This is a genomic window from Novosphingobium sp. 1529 (assembly GCF_040544855.1).
Classification (GTDB): Bacteria; Pseudomonadota; Alphaproteobacteria; order Sphingomonadales; family Sphingomonadaceae; genus Novosphingobium; species Novosphingobium capsulatum.
On the sequence record NZ_JBEPKW010000004.1, the window covers coordinates 153,116 to 176,115 of the forward strand.

The following is a 23,000-nucleotide window of genomic DNA, read 5'->3' on the forward strand; positions in this document are numbered from 1 at the left end:
GGTAAAGATGCGGGCATGGCAGCGTGGCGCGGCATGGGTGGCGGCCTTGGCCGGGGCGAGCGGCTTGGCGGCAACGGTTGCCTGGGCCTGCGCGGATAGCTCGTGCTCGCCGGTCTGGCGGCTCGATTCGCCCGACTATGCCTGCGAAGGCCGCGCGATGCTCAATCCCGGCAACGATACGCGGATCAACCTGCTGCTGCTGATCCGCAGCCTGGCCCCGGCGAGCGAGGCGGGTCTGGCCTATGCCAAGCCGGAATGGGATGACCAGCAGCTTGGCCACGTGTTCTTCAGCTGGCGGAGCCTGCGCGAAACGCTGTGGCCGCAAGTGGCCGAGCCGGAGCCGGCCGCCAGCGACACCACCGCAGCCCAATGCGCCCCGCCCAAGACGGCGCAGGATGCCTTTGCGGCGGCCATGGCGGCCGACGAGATACCGCAGGGCTATCGTGATACCTTGATGGCAATGCGCGCCAAGGTCGGCTGCCCCGACCCCTTGCCCGCAACGGCGTTTCCCGATGTTCTGGCCGGCAAGTACCTGGAGTATCTGGCTGCCGCCGACGATTTCTATCGCGGGAATTATCCAAGCGCGCGCAGCCGCTTTGCTGCCCTGGAAACCAGCGCCTCCCCTTGGCTGCGTGAAACCGCCAGCTACATGAAGATCCGTGTCGCGCTGCGCAGCGCGGTGGCCGGCGCGATCGACAAGTACGGCGATTTTGCCGGTCTGGACAAGATCGACAAGGCGCAGGCACAGGCGGCGGGCGTCGCGATCGACGCCTATCTCAAGGCCTATCCGCAAGGGCGCTATGCCGCCTCTGCGCAAGGGCTGCGGCGGCGGGTGCTGTGGCTGACCGGGCAGGACGCGGCACTGGCCCAGCGCTATGAAGCGATGCTGCGGGCAACGCCGGGTAGCAGCGAGGCGGCCGCCGATCTTGCCGAGGAAATCGACAACGCCCTGTTGCAGCGTGAGGCGGGCGTCCAGGCGATCATGGCCGCGAACAAGACGCCGCTGCTTATGGCGATCGCCGATCTGAAAGCGATGCGCCCCAGCGATCCGGCTAAGCCGATGCCGCTTGCTGCCGCCACGCTGGCGGCACAGGCACCAGCCTTTGCCGGGGATGGCGATCTCTATGGCCTGCTCGATGCCACGCGCAGCTATTATGCCGGCGAGGCGCCGCGCACGATCCTGACGCGGCTGCCCGATGCGGCGCGCGCGCCATCCTACACCCCGCTGGCGTTCAGCCGCCAGGTCTTGCGCGGCATGGCCCTGGCCAAGGCGCACGACGCCAACGAGGCCGGCTTTTGGCAGGAGTTGCTGGGCGGCGCCAAGGGGCTGTGGCAGGGCCAGCTGGCGCAGCTCGGCCTGGCGCTACGCTGGCAGCGCGACGGGCGGATCGACCAGGCCCTGGCCAGCGCCTCTCCGGTATCGGACACCACGCTGCGCCAGTTGATGCTGCAAACCATGGCGGCGCCGGCCATGCTGCGCGCCACGGCCACCGATGCCACGCGGCCCGATGAAGAGCGCAACGTTGCCCGCTTCACCCTGCTCTACAAGGGCTTGACGCGCGGCGCCTATGGCGATGTGGGCCGCGATCTGGCGCTGGTGCCGTCTGCGCCCAAGGCAGACCTGACCTCGTGGTATGGCAGCGGCCTGGGCACGCCGCCGGCGCAGCGGTTCACCATGGGGCAGTGGAGCAATGGCTGGCCCTGCCCGCCGCTGGCGCAGACCGTCGCCACGCTGGCGCGCACGCCGGCGAACGCGGCAGCGCGGGTGTGCCTGGGCGAGTTCTATCGCCTCAATGGCTTTGACGGCTTTGCGCTCTATGCCCCGTCCGATCAGGTGGACCAGCTTGGCCGTGGCCGCGACCTGTTCCCCGGCACGCCGCTGTGGCGCGATGCGATCTACACCGCGATCATTGCCGACAAGGCCGCCGCGCCAGACCTGCGCGCCTACGCGCTCTATCGCGCGGTGATGTGCTATTCGCCCTCGGGCTATAACGGCTGCGCCGGCCCAGCCACCAGTTATGACGCGATGCAGGCGCAGGAAGTGCCCAAGGCGCAGCGCAAGGCCTGGTACGATGAACTCAAGGCCCGCTATCCGCAAAGTCGCTGGGCCAAATCCTTGCGCTATTACTGGTGAAGCACCGGGCCATCATCCTGGCCGGGCTGGCCCTGCTATCGGCTTGCAACCGGCAGCAGCCCACCCCTGCGCCCACCAAACCGGCCAAAGCCGCCAAGGCACAGGGCCCCGCAGTCGATCCCCATGGCTTTGACGCGTTCTATGTCTGGCCAGGCGTGCGCCCGGCCGCAGACCTGACCGCGCATACGCTCTACCTGCTCGATGGCGAGGTGCGCCGCCGCCCCGGCCCGGCGCGGTTCACCCGGCTGCGCGCCGGCTTGCCACGCCTGCCCGATGCCCAGTTGTGGCTGGTGGTGCGGATCGATCGGCTCGACCTGTCGCCGCGCACCTGGGCGGTGATCGTGGCCGACATGGAGCGCTGGCAGGCCGCCGGCAATCATCTCGCCGGCCTGCAGATCGATTTCGATGCCGCCACGCAGGGGCTCGATCGCTATGGCGCGTTCCTGGCCGATGCGCGCAGCCACCTGCCCCGCCCCTGGCGCCTGTCGATCACTGGCCTGATGGATTGGAGCGCCAACGGCGATCCTGCCGCGCTGGCGCGGCTCAAGCCAGTGATCGATGAAGTGGTGGTGCAAACCTATCAGGGGCGCACCACGATCCCTGGCTATGATGCCTATTTCCGCAAGATGGCGCATTTCCCGCTGCCGTTTCGGGTGGCCCTGGCCGAGGGCGGCGCCTGGACGCCGCCCCCCGACCTGGCCCGAGAGCCGCAGTTCAAGGGCTATGTCGTGTTTCTGATGCCCAAGCAGATCAGGCGCTGATCACGCCTCCATCGCGTGGCGGCCCGGCCGCACAGTGGCGCGGTGGCCCACCCGGCCGGCCGCGTTGCGCTGGTCGATCGTGTCCATCATCACCCATTCGTTGGTCACCGCCTGGGGCGTGACGGTCAGCGCCATGTAGCCGCGCTGTGCCGTGTCGCACCACGCCAGTTCGGGATTGGCCGCCACCAGGCCCGCTGCCACGGTTTGCGGCGCCACGCCGACATCGTGTTCGAACCCGGGCGAGGTTACCGAATGCCCGGCGAATTCCACTACCGTGGCCTGGCCATCCTGACGCAGGTTATAGGCCCAGGCGTTGTGGCTATCGCCCGAGATCACCACGGTGTTGCCACCCATCGCCTGCACGCTGCGCAGGAAGCGGGCACGCGCCGCCGGATAGCCGCCCCAGTTGTCGTAATTGAACGGCAGGCCCAGCTTGGCCGCCATGATCCCGCTGCCGACATAGCGCGCGGCCTGTTCCGACTGGCCGCGCACCCAATCCTGCGCGGTGGCGGGCATTACCGTTTCGCCCATGATCGTGCCAAAGCCCACGATCTGCCAGGGCCGCCCGCTCTTGACCGAGGCCTGCATCGCGCTGGCCAGCCAAGCTTCCTGCTCGCTACCCATCATCGTGGCGGCGGGGTCCTGCCAGGCGCCATCGCGGAATGCCTTGAGCGCGGCGATGGGATCGGCCGCCTGGAACAGCGGCGCCACATCGGGCTGCTGGGTGCGGCCGAGCAGGCGGGTTTCGGTGCGGAACAGCGTGGCCAGGCCGCCAATGTCATAGGCTTTCCACGGCGCCTCGCTCACCGGCATCCATTCGCGATAGACCTGCATCGCGGCGTCCTTGCGCACGCTCCAATCGCCTTCGGTGGCCGGATCGTGATGCTGCGCACCGCCGGCCCAGCTGTCGTTGGCGCTTTCGTGATCATCCCATTGCGCGATCATCGGAAAGCGGGCGTGCAGCGCCTGAAGATCGGGATCGGCGCGATAGCTGGCATAGCGCAGGCGATAATCGGCCACATGCACCGTGTTGGCATCGGGCAGCACGGTGCGGCCGGCAAGGCTGTCCTTGGGCAGCGGATAATGGCCGGGCGCATATTCATAGAAATAGTCACCCAGGTGAATGGTGCAATCGAAGGCATCGTTGCGGGCGGCGTGGGCATAGGCGTTGAACCAGCCGAACGGCATGTTGGAACAGGAAAACACCGCCGCGCGCCACGGCTGCTGGCCATCGGCCGGCAGCGTGCGGGTGCGGCCGACTGGCGATTTGCTGCCATCGGGCGCGATGAAGCGATAGTAATAGGTCCGTGCCGGGGTGAGGCCAGTGGCGACGATCTTGACGGTATGATCGCGCCACGGGCCGGTCTGCATCGTGCCGGCGGCCATTGCGCGGGCAAATTCGGGTGTTTCCGACAGCTCTACCGCCACATCCGCCACGCCGCCGGCTGTGGGCACATAGCGTGTCCACAGAAGGATCTCGTGCGCGCCGGGCTCGCCACTGGCGACGCCATGGGTAAACCCGCGCGCGCCCAACAGGTCGGCGGCGCGCACCCAATCGGGCAAGAGCAGGGCGCCCGTGCCGAACATGGCGGTCTTGATGATCTGGCGGCGGTGAAACTGCATGGCGTTGGTCCTGGCAGGAAGGGGTTGTGCCCCTTCATCCCGGATTACGTGACAGCTTGATGAAATGCCGCGATATTTCGCTTCTTTGCCCCAAAGGCCCAGGCCGTTGGGGCCAGCCCGCGCCGGATCAAGCCGGCGCGACCTGGCTCAAAGCGCGGAAACGTGGAGGAAGTTGGGGATCGGGCCGTTCCATTCGCCCGGCGGGCTGGGCGGCTCGCTGCGGTATTCGCGGCGACGATCGCCCTGGCGGCCGGAATCGCTACGGCCAGCGTCAGCCCGGTAATCGTCGCGGCGATAGTCATCGCGGCGATTGTCATCACGACGGGGGGCATCACGACGGGGCTCTTCCCGGGTGCTTTCGGTGTGCGCCGGGGTGTCCTCTGCCGTCGGGGCAGCGTTTTTCTTGCGGCGGGCGGGCTTTTCGGAAGCGGCCTTTTCCGCCTTGGGCGCGCGCTGCGGCTTTTCGGCCTTGTCGCGGCTCTTGCGCGCCAGGCGCTCGTCCGGTTCTGCGGCGGCACCGATATCCAGCGTCATCACCGGAATCGCGCCACCGGTCAGCTTTTCGACATTGTCGATCGCTTCGGCGTCTTCCGGGCTGACCAGCGTGAACGCACGGCCAGTGGCGCCGCCACGGCCGGTGCGGCCGATACGGTGCACGTAATCGTCCGGGTGCCACGGCGTGTCGAAGTTGAACACATGGCTCACCCCCTTCACGTCAAGCCCGCGTGCGGCGACATCAGACGCCACGAGGATGTTGATCACGCCGTCCTTGAACTTCTGCAGTTCGGCGTTGCGCGCCGACTGGTCCATGTCACCATGGATTTCGCCCGCAGAAAAGCCATGGCTCTTGAGGCTCTTGGCCAGTTCGCGCACGGTCGTCTTGCGGTTGCAGAAGACGATCGCGGTGCTCACGTTGTCGGTGCGCAGCAGGTGGCGCAGCGCCTCGCGCTTGGCACGGCTGGCCACCTTCACCTTGTGCTGCACGATGTTGATGTTCGTGCTGGCCGGGCGCGCCACTTCGATCGACTTGGGATTCGACAGGAAGCGATCCGCCAGCTTCTTGATCGGCGGCGGCATCGTGGCCGAAAACAGCAAGGTCTGGCGCTGCGACGGCAGCTTGGAACAGATCGATTCGATATCGGGGATGAAACCCATGTCGAGCATGCGATCGGCTTCGTCGATCACCAGCAGTTCGCAGCCGGTGAGCAGGATCTTGCCACGCTCGAACAGGTCCATCAGGCGGCCAGGCGTGGCGATCAGCACGTCCACACCCTCTTGCAGGGCCTTGACCTGATCGCCCATCTGCACCCCGCCGATCAGCAGGGCCATCTTGAGATCGTGGTTCTTGCCGTACTTTTCAAAGTTTTCGGCAACCTGGGCAGCCAGTTCGCGCGTCGGCTCCAGAATCAGCGAGCGCGGCATCAGGGCGCGGCGCCGGCCGTGGGCCAGAATGTCGATCATCGGCAGCACGAAGCCGGCCGTCTTGCCGGTGCCGGTCTGGGCGATGCCGATGATGTCGCGCATCATCAAGACCGAGGGGATGGCCTGGGCCTGGATCGGAGTCGGCTCGTCATAGCCGGCGTCGATGACCGACTTAAGCAATTCATCAGAGAGGCCGAGATCGGCGAACTTCATGCAGGTTATGTTCCGAAAGCAGGATGGCCCGCCAGCCTGGCAACGAGACACCGTGCGTGTGCCGCCACCCTGGATGCAAGGCCACCGGTACGGGCCACTTGCGACCCGACACTCAATGCGGGCCCGCTATGCCGAAACCTGCCGGAAAGTCAAGGAAAGCCGCATCTGCCTGCGCACTCAGCGGCCCACATCGCGCAGGCGGGTGATCATGCAACTGGCCCCGGCACGCGAATGGATCACGTCACGCCCGGTGCAGAGCATCCCATCACTGCTTCTTTCGGCATAGAAACCGACATAGAAATCGCGGGCATTGCAGGTTTTTTCCAGGCTGGCGACAACCTGGCGACGGTCTCTGAGCAGCAGGACGATCTGGCTGTCCGACGAAGACGGCGCGATCGCCGCGATCCCGCCCAGCGCCACGCACCCCCCGCCATGGCGCCCACGCAGCACCATCATGGGCTGGGGCATGGGCGGTGGCGGCGGCATGTCGCGGCCCATGATGCCGGGGGTAATGCGGATGATCAGGCGCTGCTCGATGCGCACCTGGCGCCAGGTTTCATCGGCCAGGCCATCGGCCAGCGCGCCGGGATCATCCAGCAGGTCGGGCGCAGCCTGGCTCATCGGGCCCGATGCGGCATCGCGCAGCGGCTGGGGCAGGCTGGCGGCGGGCATGGCCTGGCTGACCGGCGCAGAAGCGACTGCACCAGCCGGCGCCGTGCTCACGGCGTCAGGCCCGATGGCAACGCTCGCAAGCGCCGCCATGGCCAACAAGGGATGGACCAGACCAGGCATCAGCAAATCGGCAAAAACCAACGATCCCTCATGTCCGTGACCCGGCGCCCCCCTTGGCACCTGGCCCGAACCGACAAGCCTCCAAGAGGCAGGCACTGTGCCTTGCAGCCAGCGCTTGAACAACGCCTTAACCCGGCCACGATGAAAAAGGAATTGCTGCGCGGCGCGCAGCGGCGTAGCCGGAGGCCATGGTCGAAACGCTTGCACCCCGCGCGGAAACCGCGCCTTTCCTGGAAGCCGCCGCTGCCCTGTTGGGCGCGAAGGGCTTTACCACCGATCCCGATGCGATCTCTCCCTGGCTGACTGACTGGCGCCAGCGCTTCACCGGTCGTGCCCTGGGCATGGCCTCGCCCGCCACGACCGACGAAGTAGCCGGCCTGGTGCGCCTGTGCGCGGCGCACAACGTGCCGATCGTGCCGCAGGGCGGCAACAGCGGCATGTCTGGCGGCGCCACGCCCGACGAGACCGGCCACGCCGTGGTCCTCTCGCTGCGCCGCATGAATGCGATCCGCAGCGTCGATACTGCCACGCGCAGCGCCACCTGCGAGGCCGGCGTCATCCTGCAAGTGCTGCACGAGGCGGCCGAAGCCAAGGGCCTGCGCTTCCCGCTGTCGCTGGGCGGCAAGGGTTCGGCCACGGTCGGCGGGTTGATCTCCACCAACGCCGGCGGCACGCAGGTGCTGCGCCATGGCTCGATGCGCGCGCTGGTGCTGGGGCTCGAGGCGGTGATGCCCGATGGCACCGTGTTCAACCAGCTGGTGCCGCTCAAGAAGGACAACCGCGGTTTCGATCTCAAGCAGTTGCTGATCGGATCGGAAGGCACGCTGGGCGTGGTCACCGCCGCCACGCTCAAGCTGGAGCCGGCCGTGGCCGCGCGCGAAGTGCTGTGGGCCGGCACGCAAAGCCTGCCCCAGGCGCGCGAGTTGCTGCTCTTGGCCGAGCGCTTGGCCGGCCAGGCGCTGGAAGGCTTCGAAGTGATGCCCCAGCACAGCCTTGACGCGGTGCGCGATTATCTGCCCGGCGCGCGCCAGCCGTTGGCCGAAGACCACGCCTGGCACGTGCTGATCGAAATGGTCGCCGATGCCGATGGCGCCGAACGCCTGCCCGACCTGGCCCAGCGCGTGCTGGAAGAAGCGTTCGAGGCCGGGCTGATCGACGATGCCACCATGGCTGCCAACGAAACCCAGGCCGAGGCATTCTGGAACCTGCGCGAATCCATTGCGCCGGCCGAACGCGCGCTGGGCCCGGCGGTCCAGCACGATATCAGCGTGCCGGTGGAAAAGATGCCCGCCTTCGTCGAGGAAGCGGTGCCCCAGTTCGAGGCGCAATGGCCCGGCACCCGCGCCGTCGGGTTTGGCCACCTGGGCGATGGCAATATCCATTTCCACGTGATCGCCCCGCAAGGGGTTGACCGCGCCAGCTGGGAAGCGGGCGACGGCAAGGCGATCAGCCGCCAGGTCCACGACATGGTCACGGCCTGGGGTGGCTCGATCTCGGCCGAGCACGGCATTGGCCAGTTGAAGCGCGATGAACTGGCGCGGCTGGGCGATCCGGTGGCGCTGTCCATCCTGCGCCATGTAAAGCAGGCGCTCGATCCCCAGGGGCTGATGAACCCCGGCAAGCTGATCTGACACCCGCGCCGGGGGGGGCGGCCGATTCCAGCCCGATAGCGAATCGGGAACGTTTTGGCCGATAAACCCCCAGTCCGGCGCGGCCTTGCGCTTGTCACTGCCGGGTTGAGGCCTTATGCCCGGCGCGCGCCCGTGCTGGCCACGGGCCCGTTATTGTTTTCGGAGAGAGTTCATGGCCAGCGCGCCGCAAGCCAACCTGCCCCTGTTCTACCAGGACCTCATGCCCCTCAACACGCGCGACCACGCCACGTGGCGCGCGCGCGGCGCCCAGTCGGCACCCTGGCTGATCGGCCAGCACGCCATCCCGTTGACCGTGGAAGAGTTCCCGCAGGCGGCCCGTCACTTCCCCATCATCTTCGCCTCGGGTGACAATCCCGTGCCGCTGGCGCTGATGGGCCTGAACGAAGGCGTCAACGTCTTCGTCAACGAAGAAGGCAAGATCGACCAGCCGGTCTATCTGCCGGCCTATGCCCGCCGCTATCCCTTCATGCTCGCCAAGCTGATGCCCGACAGCGACGATCTGTCGCTGTGCTTCGATCCGTCGAGCGGCCTGGTTGGCGAATTCGAAGATGGCGAACCGCTGTTCGACGGCGACCAGCCGAGCGAAGCCACCAAGCAGGCCCTGCAGTTCTGCGAGCAGTTCGAACAGGCCGGCCAGCGCACCCAGGCGTTCATCGATGAGCTCAAGAAGCACAACCTGCTGATGGAAGGCGAAGTCGCCATTCAGCAGACCGGTGTGGACCAGCCGTTCATCTATCGCGGCTTCCAGATGGTGAATCAGGAAAAGCTGCGCGAAATCCGTGGCGACGTGCTGCGCGGCTGGGCCCAGAGCGGCCTGCTGCCGCTGCTCTATGCGCACATCTTCTCGCTCGACCTGATGAGCACGATCTTCGGCATCCAGGCCGAGCAGGGCAAGGCCCCCGCTCCGGTGGCAGTGCCCGCACTCTGATCCAGCAGGGCGGTCGGTACGCCGGCCGCCCTGCTCCGGGTTAAAGCGCCGAATCAGACAAGCCCCTGCCGGCAACGGCGGGGGCTTTTTCGTGGATTGCCCGCAAGTCTGTCTTCATCCTGACGCGCGCCGGTGTCACAAATTGTGAGGAATCACCCGAGCTTGGCCGCATGCTTAACGCCAAGTGTATTTGCCGTTCAGGAAAGGGCTGCGCAGCAAACAAAGATTCACGGTAAATGCAATAAATTTCTGCATCACCCCCTTGCATGGCCGGAAAGTGTTGCCTATCTTCATCACATCAGGTCGGCGCTCCCCTCATGGCCCGATCTGATTGGTGCACTTGGTGCACCTCCTCCCTGAACCTTGGCCACCTGGAGCTTGTCTCCAGGTGGTTTTTTCTTGGGGAGTTTGGGCGGGTCGCTACTCCGCCGCGCGGGGCCAGCGTTGCGCCGCCTGGCCCATGGCCGCAACATCGGCCGCCAACGCCCGCACCATGCCGGTCATCGTTTCCACCACGTCGGCCAGCCCCTCGCCCGGCTCTGCCAATGCGGCATCGAGATAGGCGCTGCGATCGATTTCCACCTGCATGGCATGAATGCCCGCCTCGCGCCGGGCCTGGCGCTCCAGGCCATAGCCGCCGGCATAGGGCCGGTTGTGCGCGGCGCGCGCACCGCAGCTGGCCAGATGGGCAAAGGCGGTGCCCATTACCCCGCCTGCACAGGCCGCGCCAAAGCGATCGCCCAGCACATAGGTGGGTGGCGCCTCGGCCGAATCGCGACGCGGCAGCGGTGGCATCGAATGCAGGTCGATCAACAGCGCAGCCCCCCAACGCGCAGCCAGATCAGCCAGTGCGTCGGCCAGGGCCTGGTGATAGGGCAGATGGATTTGCGCGATGCGCGCCTGGATTTCAGCCGCCGGGGTGCGCTGGCGCCAGATTTCGCCCAACCCCACCAGCCGGCGGGGGACCAGCCCCAGCCCGCTATGCGCCCGGCGTGCCGCCATCGGCCCGCGCGGCAGCGGCGGGAAATCCGCCATGGCCGGATCGGGCACGATCATCTCGCGATCCAGATCATCCGGCGCGCGGTTGAGATCGATCATCGCGCGCGGCGCCCGCGCCACCAGCAGCGCCGCCCCGGTGCGTCGCGCCACGGCCTGTGCCACCAGATCGACCAAGCGATCCTCCAGCCGCCGCGCCGCCTGCGCCGGCTGGCGCATCGCCGCCAACACCCCGGCGGGATAGGACCGCCCGGCATGGGGCACGGCCAGGATCACCGGAATCGGCGCAGGGTTGGCCCGTTGCAGCACGAAGGCCGGGCCACCCTCCCCCGGAATCGTGCCGCCTTCGCTGTGGATTACCGAGGAAACCGGGTCGGTGCCGCCTGGCCTTGCCCCAAGGTGGCACGAATCGGTTGCGGGACGATCGTTTGCATCCATCATCATTGGCTGCAATGCTTTGCCAGTTCTGTCAAAAGCGCATCTGGGCAAAACTGCTGCCACCGCCAGTATCGATCACGCCGATGATGCTGGCCGAAGATTGTTAACCCGCCGGGCGCTATAGCAGCCCCCCGGCCGGATGCCCGCGCCGGTCACGGCGTGGCACACGGGCCGGGTGCATCTGGAAAACGACATGGAAAATCAGAAGGGTAACATGATCCGCATTCTGCTGGCAGAAGACGAAGAGGCCATGCGCACCTACCTTGCCCGCGCCTTGGAAAACGCCGGCTACAGCGTGGTCGCCGTCGATCGCGGCACCGCTGCGGTTCCCCTGCTCGAAAGCCAGACATTCGACCTGCTGCTCTCGGACATCGTCATGCCCGAAATGGACGGGATCGAACTCGCCCAGCGCTGCAGCGAAATCAGCCCGGGCACCAAGGTGATGTTCATCACCGGCTTTGCCGCCGTTACCCTCAAGGCCAACCGCGAGGCACCGCAGGCGCGCGTGCTGTCCAAGCCTTTCCACCTGCGCGACCTGGTGATGGAAGTGGACCGCATCTTTGCCGACGCGGCATAAAAAATCCGGATTTGCCCCCTTGCCAAGCCCCGGCGGCGCGGTTAGTGGGGCGCTCCCGACGCCGAGAGGCTGACGGACATTCGATGGTGCGGGCGTATAGCTCAGTGGTAGAGCACTATGTTGACATCGTAGGGGTCGCAAGTTCAATCCTTGCTACGCCCACCATCGGAAACCCTTGAAAAGCCCCGCTTCGGCGGGGTTTTTTCGTGGCCGCCGCCGCCATCTTTTGCGCGCCTCGTCCAGAAAATCTCACCATCGGGAAACACGCTGCAAGCCGATGCACGCTAGCTCTTCTGCAAGGGGCCTGGCGCCCCATGGGAAATGGGAGAGCGAGAATGATCGATTGGCTCGGGATCATGGCACTGGCCACCACCACGGCGCAGGCGCTGCCGGCAAGTACGCAGGTGGTCCATCGCGGCAACAGCTATGATGTGACCTATCACGCGCAGACCCAGGCGCGGCACAAGTCCGTAGGCATGAGCGCCCCCACCCGCCAAGGCAGCGAGCGATGCGAGCGGACGGTCACCGTGGTGGCAGAGCGGCGGATCGCCCTGCCTGGTGCCGACGCCGCTCTCACCCACCGCCTGCCCGGCGCGCGCACCTGGCGCGATTCGACCCCGGGCCATTGCCGCAAGGATGCAAACGCGCAGGCGGCGGTGGCGCAACGGTCCGCCCAGATTGCGCAGTTCCTGGCCGAAGCGATGGAGCGCGATCGCCCCGATGCCCTCGCCGCGATCGAGGCCGCCCACGCCCTTGCCGCGCGGTGAGGTGGGCCATCGCGGCCCTGGCCACCTGCCTTGGCAATGTACCCTTTGCCATGGCCCAGGATGGCGAGACGCCAATCGATGTTGAAGTGGAGGCCGCCAGCGACTGGATGGCGCGCGGCCTAAGCCAGAGTGGCGGCCGGGCCGCACTGCATCTGGCAGGCAACTGGGCTCCGGCCGAGCGGGTTGCCATCGCCGCGGCGGTCACCACCCTGCGCGGCAGCGCGCGCCATGGTGGCAGCACGCTGGGCTTTGTCGTCGCCCCGCGCCTTGCCGGTACGGTGGCGGGCTGGCAGTGGAGTGCGGGCCTGGCTGGCCATGGTTTCAATGGCCGGGGGCGGCTGGCCTATGGCGAAGTGCGCGGCGCCCTGGCCGGCACGCTGGGCCCGGTGCAACTCGCGATCGGCGCAGATTATGCCCCGCCGCAAACAGCGATCGGCGGCGACAATCTCTATCTCCACGCCATGCTCCAGGGCGCGGTGCCCGGCTCGGCCCTGACGCTGCATGCCGGCGGCGGCTATTCCCTTGGCCGGGCCCGGCCGGGGGAAAGCGCCTGGCGCCTGCGCCCGCAGGGCGACTATGCCGACCTGCAGGCCGGCATTGCCCATGTTTCGCGCCGGCTCACGCTGGGGCTGCGCGCCAGTGGCACGATCGGCCAGCGGGTCGCGCCGCTGCCCCAGATGGCAAGTGGACTGCCGGCAAAGCGCGAGGGAACACGCCTTGTTGCCTATCTGCGGCTCAACGCCCTGCCCTAGGCCTAGCGGGCTGGCTCAATCCGTGGCGATGAAGTGATCGGCCAGGGTCTTGGCCGTAAACCCATGGCTGTAGCTTTGCGGATCGAGCGGCAGCATCGTGGCGTTCCAGCGGTTCCAGTCCTGCGTCAGCGCGGCAAAGACATCGGGATGGCGCGCCTTGAGGTTGGCACGTTCCATGGGATCGGCCTCGACATCGAACAGGAACGTATTGTCGCCGATTTTCAGGTATTTCCACTGGCCGCGCCGGGCGGCCTGCTGGTCGTGCAGCTTGTACCGCCAATAGAGCGTGCGTGCCGGCAGGCTGCCACCGGCAATCGCGCTGCGGATGTCGATGCCATCGGGGGCAAAGGCAGGATCGGGCGCGCCGCCCGCCGCAGCGACGAACGTGGGCAGCCAGTCCATCGAGATGATCTGCGCCGCGCTGGTGCTGCCCGACTGGCTCACCCCCGGCCAGCGCACGATCGCCGGGATGCGCAGCCCCCCTTCGAGCAATTCGGTCTTGCGCCCGGTAAACGGCCAGGTATCGGCAAAGCGTTCGCCGCCGTTGTCGCTGGTGAAGACCACCACGGTGTTGTCGGCCTGGCCGGATTCGGCCAGCGCCTTGAGAATCCGGCCGACCTGAAGATCGAGGCGCTGCACCATCGCGGCATAGGTTTTCTGGCTGCCGCCATCGAAGTGCATCAGCGCCTCGGGGTCCTTGGACTGGGCCAGCCGCTTTGATTCGCTGTCGTCGTCCGGGGTTTCCCAAGGCCAGTGCGGCGCGGTGAAATGCAGGCTGAGCAGCCAGGGCTTGCCGATGCCGGCATTGCGCCGCACCGCCGCCACGGCATGATCGCCCAAGAGATCGGTCAGGTATCCGGCCTGCTGCACCGGCGTGGCGCCATCCCACAGATCCGGCCGCCCGCCCGAGGTGGCGTGGGTGTAATAGTCCACCGCGCCGCTGCGGATGCCCCAGAATTCGTCATAGCCGCTCAACCGCGGATCGTAGTCGGGCAGGCTGCCCAGATGCCACTTTCCGATCAGCCCGGTGGCATAGCCGGCCTTGCGCAGCAGCGAAGGCAGCGTGGGCTGGCTGGGCGGCAGGCCGATCGCGCGCTGTGCCAGCGGCTCTTCCAGACCCACCGGCAGGCGATATTGATAGCGCCCGGTAATCAGCGCCACGCGCGTGGCGGTGCACACCGCGCTGTTGGCATAGGCTTGGGTAAAGCGCACGCCCTGCTGCGCCAGTGCATCGATCGCGGGCGTGGCATAATCGCGCCGACCATAGCACGAGACATCGGCATAGCCCATGTCGTCGGCCATGATATACAGGAAATTCAGCTTCTTGCCCGTATCGGGCACAGCCAGCGCTGGCGATGCCAGTGCCGCGCCTCCGGCAGCAAGGCCGGCCAGGGCTGCGCGGCGGGAAAGGCGGGATGCGGGCATGACAGGCTCCTTGCAACAGGATGGAACGGCGCGGCAGAGGTCAGCCGGACGCCAGCCATTGTCTACAAATTTAATTGAACACCCCGTATAGCCATGCTTGGCTCTGCAATTGCGCCACATGCGAGCCAACTGCGCTTGATCGCGGAGTGCCGCACAGGCCACGTGCCCGGCATGAATGATGTTTCCACCGATGCGACCCTGGCGTGCCGGCGTCTGTACTGGTCCGCACTGCAGGATCGGTGGGACCGCCGCACCCGGCAGGCCGCGGCGTGGCTGGCGGACGAGGCCGGCGTGGTGGATATCGGTTGCGGGCTGATGCCGCTGCGCGACCATCTGCCGGCCGGCACCCGCTATGTACCGGTGGACATTGTCGATCGCGGGCCCGGCACGGTCCTGACCGATCTCAACGCCGATCCCCTGCCCCGCTTTGCCGAACGCGCCGCCGCCATGCTCGGCGTGGTCGAATATGTCACCGATCTACCGCGCCTGTTTGCCCAGCTGCGCCAGTTCGACCGCGTCGTTCTGTCGTACAACCACGCGTCGGTGCAGGATGTGCTGTGGGCCATGCGCCTGCGCCGCAAGGAGGTGATCTGGCTGCATCGCCATGGGCCGGCGCGCTTTGCCCGCCTGCTGGAAGACGCCGGCTGGCACATCGCGCGCCGCCACCGCGTGCGCGTGGGCGAGGCGATGTACGATCTGCGCAACAGCCCTTGAATGGCCGCCACGTTGCCGCACTGCGGCGCAAAACATAAGCTCGGTTCAAGAATCGCCGGAGCCGCGCTTGCGCCGCGTTCCGCACCTGCTAAGGGGGCGGTAAGTTCAACTCCCCAGGCAAGGCAACAGGACGGCTATGGCGAAGATCAAGGTGAAGAACCCGATCGTCGAGATCGACGGCGACGAGATGACCCGCATCATCTGGGAATGGATCCGCGAACGCCTGATCCTTCCCTACCTCGACCTGGACCTCAAGTATTTCGATCTTTCGGTCGAAAAGCGTGACGAAACCGGCGATCAGATCACGATCGATTCGGCCAACGCCATCAAGCAGTACGGCGTGGGCGTGAAGTGCGCCACGATCACCCCGGACGAAGCCCGCGTCGAAGAATTCGGCCTCAAGAAGATGTGGAAGTCGCCCAACGGCACGATCCGCAACATCCTGGGCGGCGTGGTGTTCCGCGAGCCCATCGTGATCCAGAACGTGCCCCGCCTCGTGCCGGGCTGGACCGACCCGATCGTGGTTGGCCGTCACGCCTTTGGTGACCAGTACAAGGCGACCGACACCCTGATCCCCGGCCCGGGCAAGCTGCGCCTGGTGTTTGACGGCGTGAACGGCGAATCGATCGATCTCGAAGTGTTCGATTTCCCGTCGGCCGGCGTCGCCATGGCGATGTACAACCTTGACGATTCGATCCGCGACTTTGCCCGCGCCAGCTTCAACTATGGTTTGAACCTGGGCTGGCCGGTCTATCTGTCGACCAAGAACACCATCCTCAAGGCCTATGACGGCCGCTTCAAGGACCTGTTCCAGGAAGTGTTCGACAGCGAAGGCTTCAAGGAAAAGTTCGCTGCCGCCGGCATCGAATACCAGCACCGCCTGATCGACGACATGGTCGCTTCCGCGCTCAAGTGGTCGGGCAAGTTCGTGTGGGCCTGCAAGAACTATGACGGTGACGTGCAGTCCGACACCGTCGCGCAGGGCTTCGGCTCGCTCGGCCTGATGACCTCGGTGCTGATGACGCCCGACGGCAAGACCGTGGAAGCCGAAGCGGCCCACGGCACCGTGACGCGCCACTATCGCCAGCACCAGCAGGGCAAGGCGACCAGCACCAACCCGATCGCCTCGATCTTCGCGTGGACGCGCGGCCTGATGTATCGTGGCAAGTTCGACGAAACCCCCGATGTGGTGCGTTTTGCCGAAACGCTGGAGCGCGTGTGCATCGAAACCGTGGAAAGCGGCAAGATGACCAAGGACCTCGCGATCCTCATCGGCCCCGACCAGCCCTGGATGACCACGGAAAAGTTCTTCGAAGCGATCGTGGAAAACCTGGAAAAGGAAATGGCTGCCTGGGCCTGAACCCGCGCCATTTCGCATGAAAAAGAAAGGCTCCGGCGTCTGCCGGGGCCTTTTCTTTTGGGGTGGGAACGTCCTAACAGGAATAAACGCGGTCTTGCGGGGCACAACAGGCGCAAGCAGCCGTGGGCAAGGGGGCCTTGGGCAAAGTGAGTAGCATGACGCAATTGGCACCCGTGGTGGGGATCGCGCTGGCCGTGGTGGCCGTGCTCGCCACGCTTGTGGTGCTGCTGATCGTGCGCCGCCGCCGCGCCGCCGCCCTGGCCGCGCAAGAGGCTGAACTTGTCGAAGAAGCCGCGCCCCCACCGCAGCGCCGCCGCAACTTTGGCCCCGGCGCCGGCACCGCCGCCGATCAGGCCGATATGCCAGACGATGGCCCCGGCCTGCCCGCGTTCGTCACCGCTGCCCAGGCAGCCAGTGCCGACGCGCAACCGACCGCGCCATTCGTGGCCGAACCGGCTGCCCCGCGCCAGTCGCGTGGGTTGCCCGCCGCCATCGCCGGCGCTCTGGCCCAGGCCGTGGTGTTTCGCCAATCCTTCCCGCCCGCGCCCACCGGGGCGCACAGCTTCTATGGCGGCGTGCCGTTTACCCCGGGGCCTCTGGAGTGGCCGCGCTCTGCCCACACCGGCCTGCCGCTGCATTTCCTGTTGCAGGTGGATTGTGCGCAAGTGCCACCCCGCGCACGCCTGGGCGTGTTGCCCGGCAGCGGCGCGCTGCTGTTCTTTGCCGATCTCTCTGCCGCGCCGGGCGGCGCCGCCACAACCGAAGGCCGCGTGATCTGGATCGATGATGCCGGCGCAGCCGAATGGACCGAGGCAGAGCCCCCCGCTGATCTGCCGCCGGCCTATGCCGATGCGGCCGCTCAGGCCTGGCCATGGGCCATCGACGCGGCCGACGCGCCACAGGTACTGCCGCGCTGGCCGTTCGCGCCCGCTGTGATCGAACTGACCACGGCGGCACACGATCCGGCCGCGCCGCCGCTGACCTGGCCCGAAAGCGCGGCTACCGCCGATGCCCTGCTTGCCGCGCAGGGCAGCCCGGTGGCGGTTTTTGCCCTCTCGCCCAACGATTTCAGCCTGCGCGACGATGGCCTGATGGATCGGCCCTGGCCCGGTTTCCCGCACGATTGGCTGTCGATCCAGACGCTGGTGGCGATGCTGCTGCGCGAAGCCGGGCGGACCAGCGTGGCTGCCGCCCGCGCGCTCTGGCCCGATCTGGCGGACGAGGATCGGCGCACGCTGCTCGCCCAGATCGAAAGCGAATGTGGCGAATGGCATGCTCTGGCGCGCAACAAGGCGGCCTTTGCCGACGTCACCGCGCCGGTGCGCGACGCGTTCTGGCAATGGTTTTCCAGCTATGCCCCCCTCGCCCGCCTGGTGGCGCCGCGTGGCTGCGTGGCCGCGGTGGAAACCACGCTGCACGCCCTGCCCGGCAGCGCGGCGGCGTTTCCCGATGAACTCGTGGCGCGGCTGGCCTATCGCCACGCGCTGGCGGTGCGCACCGCTGCGCGCGTGCACGCCCGCGTGCCCGATCGCCTGCTCGCCGCGCCGTGCGAAACCGAGGCCGATCAATCCGACCGCATCCGCCGCCAATTGCTGCTGCTGGAACTCTCGGCCGACGAAGCACTGGGCCACCACCTGGGTGACCACGTCCTGCAGTTCTGGATCACGCCCGAAGACCTTGCCGCGCGACAGTTTGCCGCCGTCGAGGTGACCGCGCCCGCCGTCTGAGCCGATTCCCACCCGGAACGGTGGCGCTTTTGCTGGTCAGCCACACAAACTTACCGTCGCCAGGGGTGGCCAAGCCGGACTCCACCCCCTAGCCTGCGCGGCATGGCAGGCCAGCTTCTTCCCACGTCCGCACTTTCCGATGCCCTGGTGATCCTAGGGGCGGCGGGTATCGTCATTCCCGCCTTTGCGCGCTTTCGCATCACGCCGATCATTGGCTTCATCCTGGTTGGCCTGCTGGTGGGCCCCTATGGCCTGGGCTCGCTGGCGCAGCAGCTGCCCTGGCTGCACTACATCACGATATCCAATCCCCACGCGATAGAGCCGTTTGCCGAGTTCGGCATCATCCTGCTGCTGTTCGAGATTGGCCTGGAACTGTCGTTCAATCGCCTGTGGTCGATGCGGCGGCTCGTGTTCGGGCTGGGCGCGATGGAACTGATCGGCTCGGCGCTGCTCGTGGGCCTGGGCCTTATGCTGCTGGGTCAGCCGGTGGCTGGGGCACTCGGCCTGGGTCTGGCGCTGGCGCTTTCCTCCACCGCGCTGGTGCTGCCGATCTCGGGCACGCAAGGGCCGGTTGGCCGGGCTGCGCTGTCGATGCTGCTGTTTGAAGATATCGCGCTGGTGCCGATCATCTTCCTGCTTGGCGCCATGGCTCCGGTTGCTGCCGCCAACGCACCCAGCCTGGTCGAAACACTGTGGAAGGGCGGCGCGGTGATCGTGGCGCTGCTGGTGTTCGGACGGTTTGGCCTGCCGCCGCTGTTTGCCCAAGCCGCCAAGACCAAGAGCCCGGAACTGTTCCTGGCCGCCAGCCTGCTGGTGGTGATCGTGGCGGCGCTCGCCACCGGCGCAGCCGGCCTTTCGCCGATCATGGGCGCACTGCTCGCTGGCCTGCTGATCGCCGAGACCGAATACCATGGCGAAGTCGAGGCGATTACCAAGCCGTTCAAGGGCCTGGCGCTGGGCGTGTTCCTGATCACCGTGGGCATGGGGATCGACCTGCGCGTGCTGGCCGCCAATTTCGGCCCGCTGGCGCTGGGCGTGCTGGGCGTGGTCGTGGCCAAGGCCGTGGTGACTGGTCTGCTGCTGCTGTTCTGGGGCAAGGAACGATCGACCGCGATCGAGACCGGCATTCTCATGTCCAGCCCATCGGAAACCACGCTGATCGTGTTGGGCACGGCGGCGCAGGCCCAGTTGATCCAGCCGGCCACCGCGCAGTTCTGGCAGATCGTTACTGCCATTGGCCTCACCATCACGCCGCTGCTGGCCAAAGTGGGCCAGGTGGGCGCCGGCCGCGTGCGCAATCGCGCCCGGGCGGACGAGGTGGCGGTGGAAGAGCCCGAAGGCCGCCGCACCGTGATCCTGGGCTTTGGCCGCGTGGGTCGCCTGATCGGAGAAATGCTGGCCGAACATGGCCGCTCCTACCTCGCGCTCGATGCCGAACCGGCCGTGGTCCGCGCCGCGCGCGCCGCCGGGCTGCCGGTACTGTTCGGCAATATCGACAGTGCCGCGGTGATCGACCGGCTCAACCTGGCAGAAGCCAGCGCGGTGATCGTGACGATGGACGAGCCGGTGCTGGCGCTGCGCATCGTACGCAAGCTGCGCACCCTGGCGCCAGAGGTGCCGATCATCGTGCGCGCACGCGATCCCGGCCACGCCGCGCAGCTCTATCGTGCCGGGGCCAGCCACGCCGTGCCTGAAACGCTGGAAAGCTCGCTGCAACTGTCAGAAGCTGTGCTGGTCGACCTGGGCGTGCCAATGGGCCCGGTGATCGCCTCGATCCACGAAAAGCGCGATCAGTTTCGCCAGCAGATCATGGCCGAGGGCGAACTCGCCGCCCCGCCGCGCCTCAAGGCCAGCCGTTTGCGCGAGCGGTGACGGAAGGAAGGTAAGGGCCCCTCCACCACCGCTGCGCGGTGGTCCCCCTCCCCACGGTGTGGGGAGGATCTGGTACGGTCCTCCCCACAAGGTGGGGAGGTGGCAGCCCAAAGGGCTGACGGAGGGGCTGGCGAACAACCAACCCCTCCAGCATCAGAAAATTACCCGGCGAGCACGGCCTTGGCCGCAGCCAGCGCATCGGCCGCCTTGCTGCCATCGGGGCCGCCGCCCTGGGCCATGTCGGGACGGCCGCCGCCGCCCTTGCCGCCCAGCGCTTCCACGCCGGCGCGGACCAGATCGACGGCGCTGACTTTGCCAGCCAGATCCTCGGTTACCGCCGCCGCGATCGAGGCGCGGCCATCGTTGACCGCGACGATCACTGCCACGCCCGAACCGATGCGCTGCTTGGCCTGGTCGAGCAACCCGCGCAGCTCCTTGGGATCGAGCCCGTCGAGCACCTGGCCCGAGAACGTCACGCCGCCCACGCTTTCGTCGGCTGCCTCGGCCTTGGCGCCGCCACCACCCAGGGCCAGCGCCTTCTTGGCTTCGGCCAGTTCGCGCTCCAGCTTGCGCCGTTCCTCGATCAGCGCGGCCACGCGCGCTTCCACGTCATCAGGCGTGGTGCGCAGCAGGCTGGCAGTGTGCTTGAGCGCGTCTTCGCGGCCAATCAGCCACTGCCGCGCGCCTTCGCCGGTCAGCGCCTCGATCCGGCGCACGCCCGAAGACACCGCGCTTTCGCCCACGATGCGGAACACGCCGATATCGCCCAGCGCGCGCACATGCGTGCCGCCGCACAGTTCCACCGAATAGACCTTGTCCGTGGTGCGGCCCATCGACAGCACGCGCACTTCGTCGCCGTACTTTTCGCCGAACAGCGCCATGGCACCGGCAGCGATGGCGTCGTCGGGCGTCATCAGACGGGTGCTGACCGTTTCGTTGGCGCGGATTTCGGCGTTCACCTCGGTTTCAATCGCGGCGATATCGTCCGCGCTCAGCGCCGTGGGATGCGAAAAGTCGAACCGCAGGCGGTCGGGCGCCACCAGCGAGCCCTTTTGCGTGACATGCGCGCCCAAACGGTTACGCAGCGCCTGGTGCAGCAGGTGCGTGGCCGAATGGTTGGCGCGCGTAGCATCGCGGCGCACCACGTCGACCGCCAGTTGCACGGCATCGCCGACGTGGATCGTGCCGGCATCGACCACGGCCTGGTGGGCGTGCAGGCGGCCAAGCGGCTTGGCCGTATCGGTCACCGTCAGCTTGAGGCCATCGGCGCCGGCGATCGTGCCGGCATCGCCCATCTGGCCGCCGCTTTCGCCATAGAACGGCGTCTGGTTGGTCAGCACGGTCACCGTGTCGCCGGCCTGGGCTTCGGTAACTTCAACGCCGTCCTTGACCAGGGCCACGACAACGCCCTCACCGCTGGTGGCGGTGTAGCCGGTGAACTCGGTCGCGCCTTCGCGCTCGGCAATGTCGAACCACACTTCGCTCGATGCCGCCTCGCCCGAACCCTTCCAGGCGGCGCGCGCGGCGGCCTTCTGCTGGGCCATCGCCGCGTCAAAGCCTTCGCGATCGACGCTCACGCCACGGGCGCGCAGCGCGTCTTCGGTGAGGTCATAGGGGAAGCCGAACGTGTCGTAGAGGCGGAACGCGGTTTCGCCGGGCAGCTTGTCGCCTTCGCCCAGCCCAGCCGACGCTTCGTCGAGCAGGCGCAGGCCGTTCGACAGCGTCTGGCGGAAACGGGTTTCCTCGCGCTGCAGCACTTCCTCGATCAGGGGCTGGGCACGGCCCAGTTCGGGATAGGCCTGGCCCATTTCCGTCACCAGCGAACCCACCAGGCGGTGCATCAGCGGGTCTTTGGCGCCCAGAAGATGAGCGTGGCGCATGGCGCGGCGCATGATCCGGCGCAGCACATAGCCGCGTCCTTCGTTCGACGGCAGCACGCCATCGGCCAGCAGGAAGCTGGACGAGCGCAGGTGATCGGCGATCACGCGGTGGCTGGCGGTATGTTCCCCGGTGGCCTTCACGCCGGTCAGGCTTTCCGAGGCGGCGATCAGCGCGCGGAACGTGTCGGTGTCATAGTTGTCGTGCTCACCCTGGAGCACGGCGGCAATGCGTTCAAGCCCCATGCCGGTATCGATCGAGGGCTTGGGCAGCTCGCCGACGATCTCGCCGGCGGCCTGCTCGAACTGCATGAACACGAGGTTCCAGATTTCGATGAAACGATCGCCGTCCTCGTCCGGGCTGCCCGGAGGGCCACCGGCGATATGCGCGCCATGATCGTAGAAGATTTCCGAGCACGGGCCGCATGGGCCATCATCGCCCATCGCCCAGAAGTTGTCCTTGGTGGCGATGCGGATGATCTTGTCGTCGGGCAGTCCGGCAATCTTGCGCCACAGCGCGGCGGCGTCTTCATCGGTGTGATAGACGGTAACCAGCAGCTTTTCGGCAGGAATGCCCCAAACCTTGGTCAGCAGGGTCCAGGCGTTGGTGATCGCCTGTTCCTTGAAGTAATCGCCGAACGAGAAATTGCCGAGCATTTCGAAGAACGTGTGGTGCCGCGCGGTATAGCCCACGTTATCCAGATCGTTGTGCTTGCCCCCGGCGCGCACGCACTTCTGCGAAGACGTGGCGCGCGGAATGCTGCGCGTTTCCAGGCCCGTGAAGACGTTCTTGAACGGGACCATGCCCGCATTGGTGAACATCAGCGTCGGGTCGTTGTAAGGAACGAGCGGCGCGGATGGCACCACTTCGTGGCCTTGCGAGCCGAAGTATTCCAGGAAGGACCGGCGGATTTCGTTCGTCGAAGTCATGCCCCGCCGATTAGGCGAGGCGTGGCCAAGGAACAAGCCG

Annotated in this window: 17 protein-coding genes and 1 tRNA gene; 12 read left to right on the forward strand and 6 right to left on the reverse strand. The window is 67.0% G+C overall.

What is annotated here, in order from left to right:
* The first annotated feature begins 7 nt into the window (after positions 1–7).
* Both ABIC78_RS11005 and ABIC78_RS11010 read left to right on the forward strand, forming a co-directional pair.
* Positions 8–2,134 carry a PA5441 family protein gene (locus ABIC78_RS11005; protein WP_354489649.1) on the forward strand — a complete coding sequence of 709 codons (2,127 nt, stop codon included), beginning with the start codon at positions 8–10 and terminating at the stop codon, positions 2,132–2,134.
* Complete coding sequence (locus tag ABIC78_RS11010) at positions 2,131–2,895, forward strand: DUF3142 domain-containing protein (RefSeq protein WP_233250885.1); 765 nt, start codon at positions 2,131–2,133, stop codon at positions 2,893–2,895. The genes ABIC78_RS11005 and ABIC78_RS11010 overlap by 4 nt, the downstream gene beginning before the upstream one ends.
* Here the strand turns inward: ABIC78_RS11010 and ABIC78_RS11015 are convergent, their stop codons facing one another.
* The 3 genes from ABIC78_RS11015 to ABIC78_RS11025 form a co-directional block, all read right to left on the reverse strand.
* Positions 2,896–4,518, reverse strand: coding sequence for an alkaline phosphatase D family protein (locus ABIC78_RS11015; RefSeq protein ID WP_354489651.1), 1,623 nt, complete (start codon positions 4,516–4,518; stop codon positions 2,896–2,898).
* A gap of 147 nt (positions 4,519–4,665) precedes the next feature.
* Complete coding sequence (locus tag ABIC78_RS11020) at positions 4,666–6,153, reverse strand: DEAD/DEAH box helicase (protein WP_354489653.1); 1,488 nt, start codon at positions 6,151–6,153, stop codon at positions 4,666–4,668.
* A 177-nt stretch (positions 6,154–6,330) separates the two neighbouring features.
* Positions 6,331–6,966: a hypothetical protein gene (locus ABIC78_RS11025; protein WP_354489655.1), complete on the reverse strand. Its 636-nt coding sequence runs from the start codon at positions 6,964–6,966 to the stop codon at positions 6,331–6,333.
* A gap of 167 nt (positions 6,967–7,133) precedes the next feature.
* Between ABIC78_RS11025 and ABIC78_RS11030 the strand changes: the two genes are divergently transcribed.
* Positions 7,134–8,576, forward strand: coding sequence for an FAD-binding oxidoreductase (locus ABIC78_RS11030; RefSeq protein WP_107715726.1), 1,443 nt, complete (start codon positions 7,134–7,136; stop codon positions 8,574–8,576).
* A 172-nt stretch (positions 8,577–8,748) separates the two neighbouring features.
* The gene (locus ABIC78_RS11035; RefSeq protein ID WP_022674549.1) at positions 8,749–9,525 is read left to right on the forward strand and encodes a SapC family protein; all 777 of its coding nucleotides are present in this window, start codon (positions 8,749–8,751) and stop codon (positions 9,523–9,525) included.
* A 420-nt stretch (positions 9,526–9,945) separates the two neighbouring features.
* Here the strand turns inward: ABIC78_RS11035 and ABIC78_RS11040 are convergent, their stop codons facing one another.
* The gene (locus ABIC78_RS11040; RefSeq protein ID WP_354489657.1) at positions 9,946–10,965 is read right to left on the reverse strand and encodes an N-formylglutamate amidohydrolase; all 1,020 of its coding nucleotides are present in this window, start codon (positions 10,963–10,965) and stop codon (positions 9,946–9,948) included.
* 208 nt (positions 10,966–11,173) lie between these two features.
* On the opposite strand from ABIC78_RS11040, the gene cpdR reads away from it, so the two are divergent.
* The 4 genes from cpdR (at position 11,174) to ABIC78_RS11060 (ending at position 13,055) form a co-directional block, all read left to right on the forward strand.
* Positions 11,174–11,536: a cell cycle two-component system response regulator CpdR gene (cpdR, locus tag ABIC78_RS11045; RefSeq protein ID WP_028657389.1), complete on the forward strand. Its 363-nt coding sequence runs from the start codon at positions 11,174–11,176 to the stop codon at positions 11,534–11,536.
* Between the two features lie 90 nt (positions 11,537–11,626).
* A tRNA-Val gene (locus tag ABIC78_RS11050) sits at positions 11,627–11,701 on the forward strand.
* A gap of 170 nt (positions 11,702–11,871) precedes the next feature.
* On the forward strand, positions 11,872–12,303 hold the full coding sequence (locus ABIC78_RS11055) for a hypothetical protein (protein ID WP_169048187.1): 432 nt from the start codon (positions 11,872–11,874) through the stop codon (positions 12,301–12,303).
* Positions 12,300–13,055, forward strand: coding sequence for a TorF family putative porin (locus ABIC78_RS11060; RefSeq protein WP_354489659.1), 756 nt, complete (start codon positions 12,300–12,302; stop codon positions 13,053–13,055). The genes ABIC78_RS11055 and ABIC78_RS11060 overlap by 4 nt, the downstream gene beginning before the upstream one ends.
* Before the next feature lie 15 nt (positions 13,056–13,070).
* On the opposite strand, the gene ABIC78_RS11065 is transcribed toward ABIC78_RS11060, so the two are convergent.
* Complete coding sequence (locus tag ABIC78_RS11065; protein ID WP_354489661.1) at positions 13,071–14,480, reverse strand: sulfatase family protein; 1,410 nt, start codon at positions 14,478–14,480, stop codon at positions 13,071–13,073.
* Positions 14,481–14,651: 171 nt separating this feature from the next.
* Between ABIC78_RS11065 and ABIC78_RS11070 the strand changes: the two genes are divergently transcribed.
* The 4 genes from ABIC78_RS11070 (at position 14,652) to ABIC78_RS11085 (ending at position 20,153) form a co-directional block, all read left to right on the forward strand.
* The gene (locus ABIC78_RS11070; protein WP_156306578.1) at positions 14,652–15,194 is read left to right on the forward strand and encodes a class I SAM-dependent methyltransferase; all 543 of its coding nucleotides are present in this window, start codon (positions 14,652–14,654) and stop codon (positions 15,192–15,194) included.
* Positions 15,195–15,330: 136 nt separating this feature from the next.
* The gene (locus ABIC78_RS11075; protein WP_022675940.1) at positions 15,331–16,554 is read left to right on the forward strand and encodes an NADP-dependent isocitrate dehydrogenase; all 1,224 of its coding nucleotides are present in this window, start codon (positions 15,331–15,333) and stop codon (positions 16,552–16,554) included.
* Between the two features lie 155 nt (positions 16,555–16,709).
* Positions 16,710–18,281, forward strand: coding sequence for a DUF1963 domain-containing protein (locus ABIC78_RS11080; protein ID WP_354489663.1), 1,572 nt, complete (start codon positions 16,710–16,712; stop codon positions 18,279–18,281).
* 102 nt (positions 18,282–18,383) lie between these two features.
* Positions 18,384–20,153 (forward strand): cation:proton antiporter domain-containing protein, encoded by a 1,770-nt coding sequence (locus ABIC78_RS11085; RefSeq protein WP_354489665.1) that lies wholly within the window; start codon positions 18,384–18,386, stop codon positions 20,151–20,153.
* Positions 20,154–20,314: 161 nt separating this feature from the next.
* Here ABIC78_RS11085 and alaS read toward each other — a convergent pair whose 3' ends face one another.
* Positions 20,315–22,960, reverse strand: a complete 2,646-nt coding sequence (gene alaS / locus ABIC78_RS11090; protein ID WP_354489667.1) for an alanine--tRNA ligase — start codon at positions 22,958–22,960, stop codon at positions 20,315–20,317.
* Positions 22,961–23,000 lie beyond the last annotated feature (40 nt).

What these genes read in the sequence shown, in the direction of transcription:
- ABIC78_RS11070 (WP_156306578.1), top strand. Translation starts at nt 14,652, where the DNA reads ATGAATGATGTTTCCACCGATGCGACCCTGGCGTGCCGGCGTCTGTAC.
- ABIC78_RS11030 (WP_107715726.1), top strand. Translation starts at nt 7,134, where the DNA reads ATGGTCGAAACGCTTGCACCCCGCGCGGAAACCGCGCCTTTCCTGGAA.
- cpdR (WP_028657389.1), top strand. Translation starts at nt 11,174, where the DNA reads ATGATCCGCATTCTGCTGGCAGAAGACGAAGAGGCCATGCGCACCTAC.
- ABIC78_RS11075 (WP_022675940.1), top strand. Translation starts at nt 15,331, where the DNA reads ATGGCGAAGATCAAGGTGAAGAACCCGATCGTCGAGATCGACGGCGAC.
- ABIC78_RS11080 (WP_354489663.1), top strand. Translation starts at nt 16,710, where the DNA reads ATGACGCAATTGGCACCCGTGGTGGGGATCGCGCTGGCCGTGGTGGCC.
- alaS (WP_354489667.1), bottom strand. Translation starts at nt 22,960, where the DNA reads ATGACTTCGACGAACGAAATCCGCCGGTCCTTCCTGGAATACTTCGGC.
- ABIC78_RS11020 (WP_354489653.1), bottom strand. Translation starts at nt 6,153, where the DNA reads ATGAAGTTCGCCGATCTCGGCCTCTCTGATGAATTGCTTAAGTCGGTC.
- ABIC78_RS11035 (WP_022674549.1), top strand. Translation starts at nt 8,749, where the DNA reads ATGGCCAGCGCGCCGCAAGCCAACCTGCCCCTGTTCTACCAGGACCTC.
- ABIC78_RS11015 (WP_354489651.1), bottom strand. Translation starts at nt 4,518, where the DNA reads ATGCAGTTTCACCGCCGCCAGATCATCAAGACCGCCATGTTCGGCACG.
- ABIC78_RS11040 (WP_354489657.1), bottom strand. Translation starts at nt 10,965, where the DNA reads ATGATGATGGATGCAAACGATCGTCCCGCAACCGATTCGTGCCACCTT.
- ABIC78_RS11065 (WP_354489661.1), bottom strand. Translation starts at nt 14,480, where the DNA reads ATGCCCGCATCCCGCCTTTCCCGCCGCGCAGCCCTGGCCGGCCTTGCT.
- ABIC78_RS11005 (WP_354489649.1), top strand. Translation starts at nt 8, where the DNA reads ATGCGGGCATGGCAGCGTGGCGCGGCATGGGTGGCGGCCTTGGCCGGG.
- ABIC78_RS11055 (WP_169048187.1), top strand. Translation starts at nt 11,872, where the DNA reads ATGATCGATTGGCTCGGGATCATGGCACTGGCCACCACCACGGCGCAG.
- ABIC78_RS11085 (WP_354489665.1), top strand. Translation starts at nt 18,384, where the DNA reads ATGGCAGGCCAGCTTCTTCCCACGTCCGCACTTTCCGATGCCCTGGTG.